This window comes from Fredinandcohnia onubensis, from assembly GCF_002734285.1.
Classification (GTDB): domain Bacteria; phylum Bacillota; class Bacilli; order Bacillales; family Bacillaceae_L; genus Ferdinandcohnia; species Ferdinandcohnia onubensis_A.
Genome location: NZ_NSEA01000001.1, coordinates 143,558 through 158,809, shown reverse-complemented (window position 1 = coordinate 158,809; position 15,252 = coordinate 143,558). Strand labels below are relative to the sequence as shown.

General features: G+C 40.0%; 13 protein-coding genes. 2 read left to right on the top strand and 11 right to left on the bottom strand.

The annotated features are described in order from the left end of the window. Positions 1–5 precede the first annotated feature (5 nt). From CKJ95_RS00685 to CKJ95_RS00660, 6 genes are all read right to left on the bottom strand, one after another. On the bottom strand, positions 6–722 hold the full coding sequence (locus CKJ95_RS00685; protein ID WP_099351490.1) for a PIG-L deacetylase family protein: 717 nt from the start codon (positions 720–722) through the stop codon (positions 6–8). 4 nt (positions 723–726) lie between these two features. After that, entirely contained in the window at positions 727–1,782 is a 1,056-nt protein-coding gene (locus CKJ95_RS00680; RefSeq protein ID WP_099351489.1) for a serine hydrolase domain-containing protein, read from the bottom strand. A gap of 6 nt (positions 1,783–1,788) precedes the next feature. Continuing rightward, the gene (gene murQ / locus CKJ95_RS00675) at positions 1,789–2,712 is read right to left on the bottom strand and encodes an N-acetylmuramic acid 6-phosphate etherase (protein WP_099351488.1); all 924 of its coding nucleotides are present in this window, start codon (positions 2,710–2,712) and stop codon (positions 1,789–1,791) included. Positions 2,713–2,756: 44 nt separating this feature from the next. Beyond that, complete coding sequence (locus CKJ95_RS00670) at positions 2,757–3,704, bottom strand: GNAT family N-acetyltransferase (RefSeq protein ID WP_099351487.1); 948 nt, start codon at positions 3,702–3,704, stop codon at positions 2,757–2,759. A gap of 99 nt (positions 3,705–3,803) precedes the next feature. Further along, positions 3,804–4,778, bottom strand: a complete 975-nt coding sequence (locus CKJ95_RS00665) for an N-acetylglucosamine kinase (RefSeq protein WP_099351486.1) — start codon at positions 4,776–4,778, stop codon at positions 3,804–3,806. A gap of 144 nt (positions 4,779–4,922) precedes the next feature. Beyond that, positions 4,923–6,695, bottom strand: a complete 1,773-nt coding sequence (locus CKJ95_RS00660) for a SpoIID/LytB domain-containing protein (RefSeq protein WP_099351485.1) — start codon at positions 6,693–6,695, stop codon at positions 4,923–4,925. Between the two features lie 246 nt (positions 6,696–6,941). Between CKJ95_RS00660 and CKJ95_RS00655 the strand changes: the two genes are divergently transcribed. Further along, positions 6,942–8,315, top strand: coding sequence for a dipeptidase (locus CKJ95_RS00655; RefSeq protein ID WP_099351484.1), 1,374 nt, complete (start codon positions 6,942–6,944; stop codon positions 8,313–8,315). A 196-nt stretch (positions 8,316–8,511) separates the two neighbouring features. Here the strand turns inward: CKJ95_RS00655 and CKJ95_RS00650 are convergent, their stop codons facing one another. The 4 genes from CKJ95_RS00650 to CKJ95_RS00630 all read right to left on the bottom strand — a co-directional run bounded on the left by CKJ95_RS00650 (position 8,512) and on the right by CKJ95_RS00630 (position 13,752). Then, complete coding sequence (locus CKJ95_RS00650; RefSeq protein ID WP_099351483.1) at positions 8,512–9,462, bottom strand: aminoimidazole riboside kinase; 951 nt, start codon at positions 9,460–9,462, stop codon at positions 8,512–8,514. A 299-nt stretch (positions 9,463–9,761) separates the two neighbouring features. Next, positions 9,762–11,201, bottom strand: coding sequence for a glycoside hydrolase family 32 protein (locus tag CKJ95_RS00640; protein WP_099351481.1), 1,440 nt, complete (start codon positions 11,199–11,201; stop codon positions 9,762–9,764). Positions 11,202–11,232: 31 nt separating this feature from the next. Further along, complete coding sequence (locus CKJ95_RS00635) at positions 11,233–12,630, bottom strand: sucrose-specific PTS transporter subunit IIBC (protein WP_099351480.1); 1,398 nt, start codon at positions 12,628–12,630, stop codon at positions 11,233–11,235. 135 nt (positions 12,631–12,765) lie between these two features. Further along, positions 12,766–13,752: a LacI family DNA-binding transcriptional regulator gene (locus CKJ95_RS00630; RefSeq protein WP_099351479.1), complete on the bottom strand. Its 987-nt coding sequence runs from the start codon at positions 13,750–13,752 to the stop codon at positions 12,766–12,768. 139 nt (positions 13,753–13,891) lie between these two features. Between CKJ95_RS00630 and CKJ95_RS00625 the strand changes: the two genes are divergently transcribed. After that, the gene (locus CKJ95_RS00625; protein WP_099351478.1) at positions 13,892–14,728 is read left to right on the top strand and encodes a GNAT family N-acetyltransferase; all 837 of its coding nucleotides are present in this window, start codon (positions 13,892–13,894) and stop codon (positions 14,726–14,728) included. Positions 14,729–14,752: 24 nt separating this feature from the next. Here CKJ95_RS00625 and CKJ95_RS00620 read toward each other — a convergent pair whose 3' ends face one another. Then, a complete protein-coding gene (locus CKJ95_RS00620) occupies positions 14,753–15,238 on the bottom strand; it encodes a GNAT family N-acetyltransferase (protein WP_099351477.1) in 486 nt (161 codons plus the stop codon). Positions 15,239–15,252: the final 14 nt, after the last annotated feature.

Here is a 15,252-nt window from a genome sequence, read left to right as displayed (position 1 = left end):
CACATCTATAATTCAAAGCCAGGTATACTTGAACCTTTTCGAACATTAGCCCCAACCGGAAACTTAAGAGTTTGAGCGTACGTTGTACGGTTTAAGCATCCTCTCATTGTTCCAAGCGCTTTATAATAGTCGTAATACCTGAAATCAGTAGAATTCATAATAAACCAGTATTGTGATAGCGCCACTAAATACGTGTCAAATTCATCTGTTACATCTACATAAATATCCGGAACATACCCTTCCATGTCCTCCCAATTCTCACTATGAAGCATTCTTCGAAGGGAGTGAGGCGGAAGCCCATCTAAATCAAAGCCAGGCAATGCTGACTTTAGCCAAGCCGACTGAACAAGTCGTGGACAAAGGGCATGATCAGGATGCATACTTTTTTCCCAATGGGTAATAACCAGCGTTGGTTTTAGTCTTCTAAAAATCGTTGCAAGCTCGGTTACTGTTTCTTCATCCTCTTTCAGTTCCGCATCCTTATAGGAAAGAGTAATGCTTTTTGCACCCAATATTTCAGCTGCTTTTTCTGCTTCATTTATTTTTTGAATGCGGTACTCCTCTACGCTTAAATGGGGCGGTGTGCCTTTTTCTCCTGCTGTTAGATGAAGAAAGGTAACCTCATGTCCTGCTTTTGCATATTTATGGGCGATGGCTCCCGCTTGAATTTCTCCGTCTCCACAGTGAGCGCCAACAATCATTAAATGTATTCTTTCAGACACCTCATTACCCCCTCGGAAAATGTGCTGCAATCAAATTATGTAGCCTCGGCCTTAGCCTCAGAATCGGATCCTTCCTTCCAAAATGAACACGATTCGTCAGTAGAATGACATGTAACTGGATATCTGGATCAAACCAGATGCTTGTTCCTGTAAACCCCGTGTGACCGTAGGCGGAACTTGAGAATAGGTCACCACAACTTGAGAATCCAGGGCTTTTCAAGATCCAGCCTAACCCCCTATATTCATTGCTGTATGGGGTGAAATTTCGTTTTGTGATGTGTATTGACTGCTCGGATAGAATTCTTTTCCCTCGAAAGACCCCATTATTTTCAATCATGGAAGCATAGTTTGCGAGATCAGATATAGTGGAAAACAAACCTGCATGACCACTTACGCCACCCATGCTTTCCGTGTTGTCATCATGTACAATTCCATGCTTATAATCTTGTAAAGTTTCACTGTATTCAGTTGCTGCAAATCTTTCTCTCTCAACGTTTGGAAGAAAGCTAGTTTCGCCCATCTCCAATTTTTCAAATAACTCTCGTTGTACAAAGTTCTGAAAATCTTCTTCTGTTACTTTTTCAATAATCTTATAGAGAAGGATGAAACCTAAGTCACTATAGATGACTTTCTCACCCGGATTCGCAACTAATTTTTCGTCAAAAATTCGTTCAATAATCTGCTCTGTATTTAAAGACTCTTTAAAATACTCCCGATGTGCCGGTAAACCAGAACAGTGTGTGAGTAAATCTTTAAGTGTAATATTGGATTTTCCGTGTCGTGCAAACTCTGGTAGAAAAAATGAAACCTTGTCATCAAGGTGCAGTTTCCCTGCCTCTACAAGTAATAAAATAGAGGGCAGGGTGGCAACCACCTTTGTCAAAGAAGCAAGATCGAAAATGGTAGTAAGCTTCATCGGTTCCTTTTTCGGATAAACGACTCGATTTCCAATTACCTCTTGGAGAATCGTTTGCTTTTGAAATGAGATGTGAATGACAGCACCTGGGATATGCTGTTGGTCAATTTCTCGCTGTAGGAATGCTAATACCTTCTCCCTCATCTCAATTCACTTCCCTTCGTTCGCAAACTCAATCGCCCTTCTTGTGAATCCATTGGCCCTATCAATTACTTCATTAGCCTTTTCCAATGAAACTCCTGCTAATGCCATCACAATTGCCGGTTTTACTTTTTGATTCGTTTGATTGAGTATGACTTCGGCTTCCTGATACGTAATTCCTGTCACATCCATAACAATTCTTCTCGCTCGCTCAATGAGCTTTAAATTGCTAGCATGAAGGTCGACCATTAAGTTTCCATATACCTTACCGAGTTTAATCATTGCAGTCGTTGACAACATATTTAAAATCATTTTTTGAGCGGTTGCCGACTTTAACCGAGTTGACCCTGATAAAATTTCAGGCCCCACAATTACCTCAATGCTTTGATGCGCATATTTACTGATTTCTGCATTCTCGTTGCATGCTAACGAAACCGTAATCGCTCCGAGATTTTGAGCATATTTTAAGGCACCAATCACATAAGGAGTACGGCCACTTGCCGCAATGCCTACTAAAATATCATTCTTCGTAAAGCCTCTTTTTTCTAAATCTTTCGCCCCACCATCGAGGTCATCCTCAGCACCTTCAACGGCTGTAAACATCGCTGATTCGCCACCAGCCATGATGGCCTGAACCATTTCCGGAGGTGTGCAGAATGTTGGCGGACATTCAGCTGCATCTAGAACGCCCAGTCTGCCACTCGTTCCGGCACCTATATAAAAAAGTCTTCCATTTTGTTTTAAAGTTGCATAAATTGCCTCAATTGCTTTATCAATTTGAGGTAGAACTTTTCGAACAGCTTTTGAAACAGTTTCATCTTCCTCATTCATCATTCCAATAATTTGAGATGTCGTAAGCTGATCGATATTTAAGGACCGTTGATTTCGTTGCTCAGTTGTTAATGATGTAATATTAACCTTCAATTTCGCCACGCCTTTCCAACCTATCTGGTTTCTTTTTCTTTCATTAGAAAGGACTAAATCTGTTTACTATATTGCTGATATTGTTTCCAAACCTTGAAATCTATCTTTTTATAAAAGTCTAGTAATCCTGTCCAATCAATAATGATGTTATCTATATGCCTTTCTCTTAGAAAAGAGATACCTGCCTCTACAATCGCTAGCCCATACCCATTTTTTCTTTCATTCTTATCAATTCCAAGTGGCCCAACACCGCCCACTTCATTTTCGAACATTGGCGCCCAATATACATTCGGGCCAATAATCGGTGACTTGGAATCGTTAATCCGGCAAAAGCCAATAATCCTATTTTCTTTTCGAAATAAAACAATTTCCCTTCCCGTTCCACCGTTATTAAAATATTGTTTTGCTTCATATTCCCATCTTCCTGGGAAACAACGGTGTAGGAAAGTTAGAAGTTCATCTTTATTTTCTGCTAGGGAAACTTCAATATTCTTCGGCTTACGAAACTCAAATTGTTCATTTGGTGTAAATATCCTGATTAAGTCAGATTCAATCCCTGAAGCTTGATAGCCTCTATTTTCGAACCATTTTCTCGTGTTCTCATCTTGTAGTGGAACTCCAGGAAAATAATGTGCAGGGTCTCTACCGAGAAAAATAGCTTTACAGCCTTGTTTTTGTAAGGCTTTTTCAGCTTTCTCTACTAAAACGCTTCCAATTCCATTTTCACGAAACGTTGAATCAACAAGCAACACTTGAATCCAACCATCTTCTTGTTTAAGAAGCGTTTCCTGCTTATCTTGAATACATTTCGAGAGGACAAAACCAACAAGTTTATTCTGTTCATTTACTGCAAGATACGAACCTGAAAGAAGTATATGAGGATCACGAAAACTATTTTGTTTAAAAAGCTCTTCCCTCATCGGAAAATCAGAACCAAGCTCACGATTCCAAAGATTGACGATTTGTGATTCCCATTGCTCATCCAACTGTATATATTTCATTACGGTTCCCCCGTCAGTCGCATTACTATTTTTACCATTTGAACATATTATAGCAAATATTTAAAATTTTTAAAATAAAAATTCAACCAAAATATCAAACTATTGTACTATTGTTTCATTTATTTTTTCTACAAATCTCGTATTGAGTTTGCCTCCCGCATGATAAAGTGCTGCAGCCACCGCTCCACCTACAGGTTCAGTAAGAGGTTTGACAAGTGTGATTGGGAGTTGAATATGTTTCAAAAACCCTTCAATAATAGGGACAAACAAATCACTTCGTGTAAATAAGCCACCTACAAGCACCACTGGAACTTCCCTTTCATTCGATGGAAAAAGCTGATTGTACAAATGATGGATTGAACTTGCAATTTTAGCTCCCGATTCTCGAATCAGTTCCTTTGCCACTTCATCATCTTGGTCAGCGGCCTCTGTAACATACTTACTTAATGGCGCAATTATCTCGCGTGGATGCTTAGCCCCATATACAACAGAAATTAAATCTGAAGGATCAGCAATGTGAAAATGCTGGACAATCATTTCCGTTAAAACCGTCTTAGGACCTCGATTGTCGTAAGACTTAAAAATGGAATGTAGTGCCTCCCTGCCTAGTTCATAGCTACTGCCTTCATCATCAATTAAGTACCCCCAACCGCCAACACGTTTTCGCTCACCTTTATCGTTCACTCCGAAGGTGATTGAGCCAGTTCCGCAAATCTGGACAATTCCTGGCGCTCCGAGTGTTCCGGAATACAGAGCATTCACCCCGTCATTGTCAATGATGACCTTTGCATGTGATGGAGCGAGTTTTACTAGAATACCCTCCATAATCTTCTTTGCCTCAGGTCGGTCAACGCCTGCTATCCCTGCAAAGATTGTATGAAGATTTTCAAAAGCTTCTTTATGTTGACCTTTTAAGGATGAAAACAAGGACTCTAACTCTTTTTCAACGCTTTGGTGGTCAGCCCCATTTTGATTGGTTGCCCCAACCAATGCCTCTGCAAAGACATTCCCAAATTCATCGGAAATAACCCCTTTTGTTTTCGTCCCACCTCCATCAATCCCCATAACATACATGATTCATATCCCCCAATTTTCAATTGGTCGTTACTTTTATTATACGTATCGGAAATTATATTTCAATATATTTTACGTTTAATTAAAATATTATTTTAACGACAAAAACTGCCACCCATTTTTGGATAGCAGTTTCATGCATTTTTATTCTTGAGTTAATACAGATGTATTCTGGAGAGTCATATTTGGATAATAGGAAGTCAGGATTCTATCAAACTCATAATCTAACGTAGTTCCAAGATAATATGCGCCGTATTGACTCATACCAACACCATGGCCATTACCGCCTCCATAAAAAGTTACGCCATTTTCTTCATCAATTTCAAAACCAAAGAAAGCTGATGGAAGGATTGTGTAGTTGTTAAGTGTGCCTGTGTAATCTGTGCTTCCTGCAACAGCACGATGCAACACAACCGTTTCACCTTTTGTAAAAGCATTAGATGGTCTAATTGTGAAACGAATATTGTACTCTTTTATGATTTTGTACGTTCCTGTCGTACCTTCGATGACAAGCTCCATGATGTTCCCGCCATCGCCGCGTTTCGCAACGTACATATCAACAAATTCCCCAATTCCTTCTGCAGGAATCGGCTGGCTTACAAACTCTCCCGCTTCATTTTGAGTTAACACAAACTTAGGGTCTGCTGCTTGTCTACTCACAATGTTAGCGTTGATTGTATTCTCTAGCTCTTCCTTAGATAGACTCGTCTTCCATCTAAACCAAGGTGAATTTCCATCATACCCCGTATGAGATAATGTTTTATAGAATGCAAGAATTTCTTCTTCACTTTGCGTGTCAATTTCTAGCATTTTACTAGGATCATTTGGATCAAATGTATGACTTTGTGTGATTAGGTAAGGTAGAACCTTACTTGGGAATGTACCGTCAGCTTCAGCCCATACCTGATGTTTAGACGCACCATATCCCCCTGAGGTTGAATAATATCGTGCATCTACTAAACTACCATCTTCACCTAACATAATAACTCCCGCTGTTTCATTCACAGCCTGTGTGGTTGCAGCATTCTCAGGTGTATTGTTATACACCTGACTCATGACACTGTCTAATACAAAGAATCCATCTTTTGCAAAACGGTCACTTAAGTAGTCGCCTAACGCGTAGGTTCTAGCCGCTACTGCCTGTGCCTTTAGTGCATTTACGCCAAAATATGCAGGCATTTCACTCGGAACCACTTGATATAAATATTGCTCAAAATCAACTTCATTGATTAAATTCAATTTATCCCCTGATTGTGATGTCGTTATTTCAAAGAACCCACGGTAGGATGGGTCTCCACTTGCTCGTGTAATATTTTCAACTTTAATTTTACTTCCCTCTTCAGTAAAAGCATAAAGTCTGTTCGGAGTTGTATATAATACCTCTCCAGTCGCATTCGTTAATGTGATTTCGTTTTCAGAAGGTGTGAAGGTTACTATCTCATTTGCCGGAATTGTGAATGCTTCACCAGCCACTTTATCGACAATTTCTAGTCCCGCTTTAGAACTTAACACGATTGTATCGTGGTCAACAGATGCGAACCCTGATGTCATAATCCCAACCCTCATTGTTTCAATTGGAGTCGGTCTATCGATAAAAATTTTCGTAATTTCATTTTTGTGATTCACTCGAACGGTTACATTTTCCGCACCAACTCTTACATCCGCAAGGGCTTTTTGGTACACTCTGTTTTCCCCTTTTAGAGTAACATCATAATTTTTCGCAAGCTTAAAGGTACCCTGAAGCTCTAGTTCTAAGGTTCCATTATCATTATCCTTTGCCATAATTTTTTCTGTGTAATCTTTCCATGATCTTTCTTCTTCAGCTGCTGAAGCTTGTCCAACCTGTGAAAAAAGACTTGTTACAAGAACAATCATGACCATAACTCCTAAAAACTTACGTGCCTTTCTAATCAGCATATACTTCCCCACTCCCCCATTGTTTTTAAGCCTACTCCTTTGTGCATTGAAAAAAATTTTTAGGTATAGTTTCTATTTCTTTATGTTACTGAAATTTACCTTCATACTTTCGTATCATTTTTTGAAATTAAATTTTAGTGCTTTGGTTTTAGTTAGTAAAATTCTAAATCATTTCCCTACTGATTTAATTGATGTAAAATAATGTAATAGAGCTGTCTTTTACACAAAAAAAGGAGGGAAACAGCTTTGAATGAAAATATCCAAACCTATCTAAACGAAAAGCGAGACTCACATTTAGAGGAACTTTTCAAATTCCTTTCAATCCCTAGTATCAGTGCACTGCCTGATCACAAAGAAGATGTAAACGTGACTGCAGAATGGGTTGCTCAAGGCTTACGAAACATTGGTATGGACAATGTGAGCATTCACCCTACCAAAGGACATCCGGTTGTATATGGAGACTGGCTTCATGCGGAAGGAAAGCCAACTGTATTGATTTACGGGCACTATGATGTTCAGCCAGTTGACCCGCTTCACTTATGGGACAGCCCACCGTTCGAGCCAGAAATTCGTGACGATAAAATCTTTGCACGAGGAGCAAGTGACGACAAAGGTCAAACCTTCATGCACCTTAAAGCACTGGAAACCATCTTAAAGACAGAGGGCACACTGCCACTAAATTTCAAATTCTGTATCGAAGGTGAAGAAGAAATCGGAAGCCCGAACCTTCCAGCTTTTGTTAAGGAAAATCAAGAGTTACTTGCCGCAGATGTCATCGTAATTTCTGATACAAGCATGAATGAACGCGGTAAGCCAACAATTTGCTATGGTGTTAGAGGTTTAGCAGGTCTTCAAATTGATATAAAAGGCTCAAATAGCGACCTACATTCCGGCCTATATGGCGGCGGTGTACATAATCCTATTAATGCACTAGTTCAATTACTGGAATCTTTCCATAATGAAGACGGAAAGGTAACCGTTGAAGGATTCTATAATGATGTACTTCCATTAACAGATGAAGAAAAACAAGCATATGAGGATTTAAATTTCGATGAGGAAAAACAACGTCAAGAGCTTGGCGTACCTGCACTTTATGGGGAAAAAGGCTATAGCTATCTTGAGCGAACTTGGGTCCGCCCAACCCTTGATATTAACGGAATTTATGGTGGTTTCCAGGGAGATGGCATCAAAACAGTTATCCCATCGGAGGCACATGCAAAAATTACATGTCGTCTCGTTCCGAACCAAGACCCTGAAGTGATCGTCGAACAGCTTAAGCAACATATTGAAAAAAATAAACCAGCCGGCGTTGAGGTAAGCTTACAACTGTTTGACAAAGGTGCGCCATATGTAACACCATTTGACCACCCAGCGATTCAAGCAGCAAGCCGTGCGTATGAAGAAGTATATAAGGTTCCAACTTCATTCACACGTGGTGGCGGATCATTACCGATTATCGCTACCCTGGATGAGGTCCTCCACGCACCAATTGTGTTGATGGGCTTTGGACTTCCAACGGAAAACTTCCATGCACCAAACGAGCACTTCCACCTCGAAAATTTTGACAAAGGGTTGGAAACGCTATGCACATATTGGTTTGAATTAGAAAAGTCATTGTAAGAGAAAAGGTGGATTCCCGGGTTGGGGGATCCACCTTTTTTTGGTATGAGCACTGCTATAACGCAATTATCGAAAATAAAGCGCTATTACGGAAATTAATGCGCAATTATCAAAAATAAAGCGTATATCCGAAAAATAAAACGCAATAATAGTTCATTTAAACGCTATTAAAAAGTGGATCCACAATGGACCCACTTCATTTTTCAGCTAAGAACGCTTGTACCTGCTCAATTGTCGGCAAAGCGGTCATTGCACCCTTTTGTGAGACAGCAAGCGCACCTGATACACTAGCAAACGTAGCAATTTCCTTGATTTCGCCTAGCGTATATTCCGTTATCTTTTTATCCCTCTCGCTGAACTGGTACAGTAATCCCGACACAAACGCATCTCCTGCACCTGTTGTATCCACGCTTTTTACCTTTCTCGCTTCAACAAAAATGGACTCACCCTTAAAGAAAGCATGCACTCCATCCTTACCAAGCGTGATGAACAAAAGTGGAATATTGTATTGTGCTAGTTTTGGTACACCACGTTCAATATCAGTCTCGCCCGTTATAAACTCTAACTCAACCTCTGATAATTTCACGACATCCGCCTCACTGAGCATAGAAGTGATTTTCTGTTTCGCTGTGTCTAAATCCTTCCATAGCATTGGCCTGAGGTTTGGATCGTAGGAAACCACTAAATCTTTTTCCTTCGCCAGTTGGAGCGCCCTCTTCGTCGCCGACTCCGCTGGGTCATCAATGAGAGAAATGGAACCAAAGTGGAACACATTATGCTCGTCAAAAAGAGACGCTGGAATCTCTTCAGGAGTTAAAAAGCGGTCTGCACTTTTTTCAATATAAAACGAAAACTCCCGTTCACCGTCTTCTCCAAGCGTGACAAACACTAGTCCTGTGCGCACTTCCTTCGATAGATACATTGCCTGAGTCTGGACGTTATAGTTATCTAATGTATCTTTTAAAAAATTGCCAAGAACATCATCCCCAACTTTACCGATGAAGGACGACTTTGCACCAAGTCTTGCTGCACCTACAGCAACATTCGCCGGCGCACCTCCAGGACTCTTAAGAAACTGCATATTGTCTTGGTCAAGTGGAATGAAATCAATTAATGCTTCACCTAAACAAATAACACCCTGTTTCATTGCTTCACTTTCTTTCGTTAAGATTAGACTGCTTATTTTTAGGAGCTAAAAGTACACGCTTGGGGTTTTTGGTGTTGAGCTTGTACCGCGAAACCATTCTTGCGGGACACGCTTGAGCCTTTTGACGCTGAGCTTGTACCGCGAAACCATTCTTGCGGGACACGCTTGAGCCTTTTGACGCTGAGCTTGTACTGCGATACCCTTCTTGCGGGACACGCTTGAGCCTTTTGATGCTGAGCATGTACCTCAAGTCCCCTCTTACGCTACACGCTTCCGCCCTTTTCCCACCAGCGTGTACCTCAGCCCAAGTCCCATTTCTTCAAATTAAACTGGACCTTACCTTCTGCTGAAAATGTTATGGATTGATCCGTAACATCGGGATAATATCTTGCTGTAAACACTTCTTCGCCACCATTCACAAAAATCTCTATCGAAGAAGTATCCATAAACGCGTGTAGATTTTTAACCGAATCAATCATACAATGGCGTGATTCGATACTTGCATCCTTAAAGTTTTCGCGGTGGAGGCTCATTTTTCCTACTTTTGGAGAATATACAAACCTTGCTCCACCTCGAAAGTTGATTTCAAAGGTGTCCCCTTCGCAAATCATTTCATCAAGAAGGAGTTCAACCGCTTCACCTTTTAACCCTTCAAGGGCAACATTTGATGTTGTGAGTTGAACCTCATTATAAGACACTTCATTTCTACGTAACTGCTGTAACTCTTCCACAGGCTGCTGTATAACTTTTTCCCCTTTACGTGTAAGAACACGTGGCAGGGTCATCGCATGGATCCAACCTTTTTCAATGGTCGGTTGATATTTTTCATTATCATCTGTAATTCCCATCCATGCAAAAAGGAGTCTTCTTCCTTTTTCATCAACGGTTGTTTGCGGGGCATAGAAATCAAAGCCGCGATCTAATTCAGTAAAAGAGCCATGCTGGTAAGCAGCTTTTTTATAGTCTAACTCCCCAACAAAATAACCCGCTTGGAATAGGTTATGATAAAAGTCTCCCTCTGGGTCAAGCCCTTGTGGTGAAACAAGAAGAATATCCTTCCCGTCTAACTCGAATAAATCAGGGCATTCCCACATATAACCGAACGGGCCCAGTTGATTCATAAACGAACCCGTTATCGCACCAAGTAGATCCCAATTCTTTAGATCTGAAGAAGAATAGAGAACAACCTTCCCTTGCTCGTCTAGATCTTGTGCTCCTAGCACCATATACCATGTATTGTCCTTGTTCCAAACCTTAGGATCACGAAAATGGGCAGTGTAGCCTTCTGGGAGATGAATCACTGGGCCCTTTTTCTCAAACGTAATCCCGTCCTGTGAAACCGCCATACATTGATACGTCTCACGTTCCCCATTTTCATCCTTCACATTTCCCGTATAAAATAACACCATCTTCCCTTCATGCTCGATGGCACTTCCAGAATAACAGCCATTTTTCTCATACCATTCGCTTGGAGCTAGAGCAATTGGCTGATGCTCCCAGTTTATGAAATCCTTTGAGGTAAAATGCCCCCAAAACTTCGCACCGTGTGCCGTTTCAAAGGGGTTCCACTGATAAAATAAGTGGTATACTCCCTTAAATTGAATAAACCCATTTGGATCATTTAACAAACCAACCGGGGGCATTAAGTGAAATCGCAAACGATTCGGGTCACTTTCTACCATTTCCCTATTTCGTTCAACTTCTTGATTTACCTTTTCTATTAATTCATGCTGATTCATGATGATCTCCTTACGTTAAGAAGGCAAGTCATTACTTGCCTTCTTGCATTTTATCTGAATAACCGAACATCCAAGTTAGGATGAATGCTACCGCTATTGCAATTACATTCACGAGAATATAGAGCAAAATTTGTCCATTTAGATAAAGGAGTGTTCCAGGAATTACAGTGATTGCCATCCCTGTTGCTTTTAGTCCAAAGATTGAGGCAAAGAAACCACCAACTCCACCACCGATAATACCCATAATAAACGGTTTTCCATAACGAAGATTAACCCCGAAAATAGCTGGTTCTGTGATTCCTAAAAATGCCGATAATGATGATGGTAGTGCTAAAGCTTTTAATTTTTTTGATTTTGTTTTTAACCCTACAGCTAAAGCCGCTCCACCTTGTGCCGCAGTTGCACAAGTAACAATCGCGTTATAAGGATTATTGCCGAAGTTTTCAAGTAGTTGTATTTCTAATAAGTTAAAGACGTGATGGACACCTGTAATAACGATGATTTGGTTTAAGGCTCCAATGATAATACCCGCTAATCCAAATGGCCACTCAAGTACCGCTACTGTTGCGTCTAAAATCAGGTTCTCAACTGTGTGGAATACTGGTCCGATTGCAAAGAGTGCTAAAGCAATCATGATTAGTAATGTTAAAAACGGCGTTACAATTAGATCCAATGCTTCTGGTACACGTTTACGAATCCATTTTTCAAGCTTTGCACCAACAATACCTGTGATAAATGCTGGAATTACAGAACCTTGATAACCAACCACTGGGATAAATCCAAAAAATTTCAGCGGTTCAACTTCACCACCTGCAACTCCCCATGCGTTTGGCAACGAAGGACTAACTAACATTAATCCAAGTATGAGTCCGATAGTTGGGTTTCCGCCAAACACGCGGAATGTTGACCATGCTACTAGTGCCGGTAAGAAAATAAAGGCTGTATCCGTTAAGATTTGTGTAAATAAAATGAAGTTTTCTGGGATACTAGCAGGAGTTAAGCCAAACCATGCAAGGATTTGCTCCTGCATCACCAAGCCCCGAACACCCATGAAAAGACCTGTTGCAACTAAAGCTGGGATGATTGGAACGAACACGTCACCGAATGCTCTTATAGCACGTTGAAAGGCGTTTCCACTTTTCGCTGCCTCTTTTGATTGGTCAGCTTTCGTTGATGTTTCAACTCCAAGTTTCTCGACTTCTTCATAAATACGATTTACTGTTCCTGTACCTAAGATGACTTGGAATTGACCGGAGTTAAAGAATGCACCTTTAACTTTATCTACATTTTCAATCTTTTCTTGGTTGATTTTTTCTTTATCTTGTACCATAATTCGTAATCTTGTCGCACAGTGTGCGGCAGATAGGATGTTTTCTTTACCGCCGACTGCTTCAATGATCTCTTCAGCAATTATACGATTTTCTGACATTACTATCACCTCTATTAAATAGTGTTTGTGTGTAATCGATTTCATATTCGTTATAAAAATAGGTAATCGATTACATATCACTCAAAAAAATTTAGCACTTATGTGTAATCGATTACACATTCATTACAAAACCGATTATATACTATCTCTAATTATTAGTCTATAGTCGATTTGTTTTTTTTCTAAGGAAATCCCTTCCTGCAATATCTGTAGTAATGTCTTCGCTGCTTCTGCTCCAGTGTGCTCACTTAATAGGTCAACCGTTGTTAATTTAGGCGTAATATATTTTGATAAATCGGACGCACCCATACCTGTAAGAGCCACATCTTTTGGAACATGTAATCCTTGCTCTTTGAGGTACTCCATTGCTCCAATGGCTAATCGGTCCGTAACAGCGACAATTGCAGTTGGTTTCTCAGAAGAAGATTCAATGATCGCTTTTGCCATCATATAGCCTGATTCAATCGTAAACTCCCCTTTTTGAATCCACTGATCTATAACAGGTAATTGGCTTTCCTCTAACGCAGCCAAATATCCCGCTTTACGCTTGTATCCTACCTCATAATCTGACTCGTCTACACCGATAAAGGCAATTTTAGTATGACCCTTATTAATCAAGAGTTTGGTGATGTCTTTTGCAGCACCGTGATTATTGTTAATAACGGATGGTATCCCCTCGAACTCCTGTCCAGTCGACACAAAAGGAATTTTAAGTTTTTCGATTTCCTTAAGTAGTGCTTCACTTCGGTTTGTCGCAAGAAGAATGATACCATCAACCTGTTTGCTTTTTAAAAGTTTCACATACTCGATTTCTTTTTTCGGATCCAGATTTGTATTGGTTAATAGAATTTGATAGCCGTGTTTGGCTAGTTCTTCGCTGATTCCACTCACAATTCTACTAGCTGTCTCAGTGCTTAATTTTGGTAAAATGACACCAATGACATTGGATTGCTTTGTCCGTAATGCCTTTGCATGCTCACTGGGAATATAACCTGTTTCATCAATAATTTTTAAGATTCGCTTGCGAACATCATCACTCACATATCCTGAGTTGTTCAGCACGCGTGAAACAGTTGCACTAGACACATTAGCCAGCTTCGCAATTTCCTTCATCGTAATCATGTCATTTCCTCCATTACATTTCATCCTCTTTATTTTACACAAAACTTTCAGAGACAAAAGGAATTTTATTCGATTTGGAGAATATTTGTTTTAACAGGAATTAAATAGACACCTGATTCGATAGAAGGTCGTGAAGAAAATGATTGTTAAGCTCGATGCTGTTACTTTTAAAAATGTGAAACCACTCCTCACTGGACTAGAAAACCACCCCGTCATGAATGGAGTGATTGATGGTATTAATCCTGGTGAGATCTACGTAGACAACCTGAGCAATCCTAAAACTGCCTTTATTTGGGCGAAAAATGAGATGTTCTATCTTTGCGGAAGGGTTGATAATCAGAAGTTTAATTCAGAACTTGAAGAATATATTGCATCTGTGATTCGCCATGAGGCACTCCCAGAGGAGGATACTTTAAATCTTGAAATTTACCCAAATCATGATTGGAAGGGAACTATTGAATCCATTTTTACGAGAGTTTCCCTTTTGAAAGGTGAGCGTGTGCCGTTTGTTTTTCATAAAGAATGGTTTAATGCTAGCGATTCTAGAGGTGTGCCTGAAGGTTATGAGGTAAAACCAATTAGTCCGGAACTAATTGAAGGAGATAGAGACCATATCGTTAAAAATGAAATTACAAAATTCTGGGGAGAATCCCTTGATTCATTTTTTCAAAAGGGCTTTGGCTATGCCGTTGTTCAAGGATCAACTGTAATCGGAACTTGTCTCTCTGTTTTTGTATCTGAAAATGAATACGAAATTGGAATTAACACATATAACACAAACCACCGGGGCAAAGGACTTGCTACCGCAATGGCAAGGGCCTTTATCGAAGAATGTCTGAGACGGGATGTAACACCTCATTGGACAACAGAGTCGTTTCGCAAAGACTCCATAGTAATTGCAAAGAAACTCGGCTTTGAACAGCTAGAACATTACCCCGTTTATTACTTGCCGTTTGATGAATTTATGATCAAATAAGGAGTTCACCGTTTGGCGAACTTCTTATTTACTTTCTTCTATAGTAAACTCCTGAATCGAACATTTTCTTTCATCAAATCGTTCCTCAAAGTTTCCCTTCGTACATTTTGAAATGATATTTCTCCAAAACGCCCGGGCACGCTCATTCTTTTCCGACTGTTGCACATACCACCTTCCAGGAAACATTGAAAAGATTTGCTCGGCAACATTGGAGCCGATACCTTTTCCCTCATAACCTCTCATGATAAAAAATTCTTCTATTGAATTGGGTTCTTTATCTGATAGACTGTGCAGCAAAACAAATCCTGCGAGTAAACCATCCACTTTCACAAAATATGCATGATGATTACGGTCGGTCCAATAGACATCCAGATTAAATCTACCAAAACGGCCATTTTCTTTTATCGTTATACTACTCATGTACTTCGTAAATTCATAGATATAAAATTGCATGAGATTATGTAAAACGTCTTCTTCCTCTTTTGAAACGGCTTGAATTTGTATGTCCATTTTTACGTTAAGCC

Coding starts and splice junctions, on each gene's coding strand:
- CKJ95_RS00650 (WP_099351483.1), bottom strand. CDS start 9,462: ATGAAACAGGGTGTTATTTGTTTAGGTGAAGCATTAATTGATTTCATT.
- CKJ95_RS00670 (WP_099351487.1), bottom strand. CDS start 3,704: ATGAAATATATACAGTTGGATGAGCAATGGGAATCACAAATCGTCAAT.
- CKJ95_RS00620 (WP_099351477.1), bottom strand. CDS start 15,238: ATGGACATACAAATTCAAGCCGTTTCAAAAGAGGAAGAAGACGTTTTA.
- CKJ95_RS00625 (WP_099351478.1), top strand. CDS start 13,892: ATGATTGTTAAGCTCGATGCTGTTACTTTTAAAAATGTGAAACCACTC.
- CKJ95_RS00640 (WP_099351481.1), bottom strand. CDS start 11,201: ATGAATCAGCATGAATTAATAGAAAAGGTAAATCAAGAAGTTGAACGA.
- CKJ95_RS00635 (WP_099351480.1), bottom strand. CDS start 12,630: ATGTCAGAAAATCGTATAATTGCTGAAGAGATCATTGAAGCAGTCGGC.
- CKJ95_RS00680 (WP_099351489.1), bottom strand. CDS start 1,782: ATGAGGGAGAAGGTATTAGCATTCCTACAGCGAGAAATTGACCAACAG.
- CKJ95_RS00665 (WP_099351486.1), bottom strand. CDS start 4,778: ATGTATGTTATGGGGATTGATGGAGGTGGGACGAAAACAAAAGGGGTT.
- CKJ95_RS00660 (WP_099351485.1), bottom strand. CDS start 6,695: ATGCTGATTAGAAAGGCACGTAAGTTTTTAGGAGTTATGGTCATGATT.
- CKJ95_RS00630 (WP_099351479.1), bottom strand. CDS start 13,752: ATGATTACGATGAAGGAAATTGCGAAGCTGGCTAATGTGTCTAGTGCA.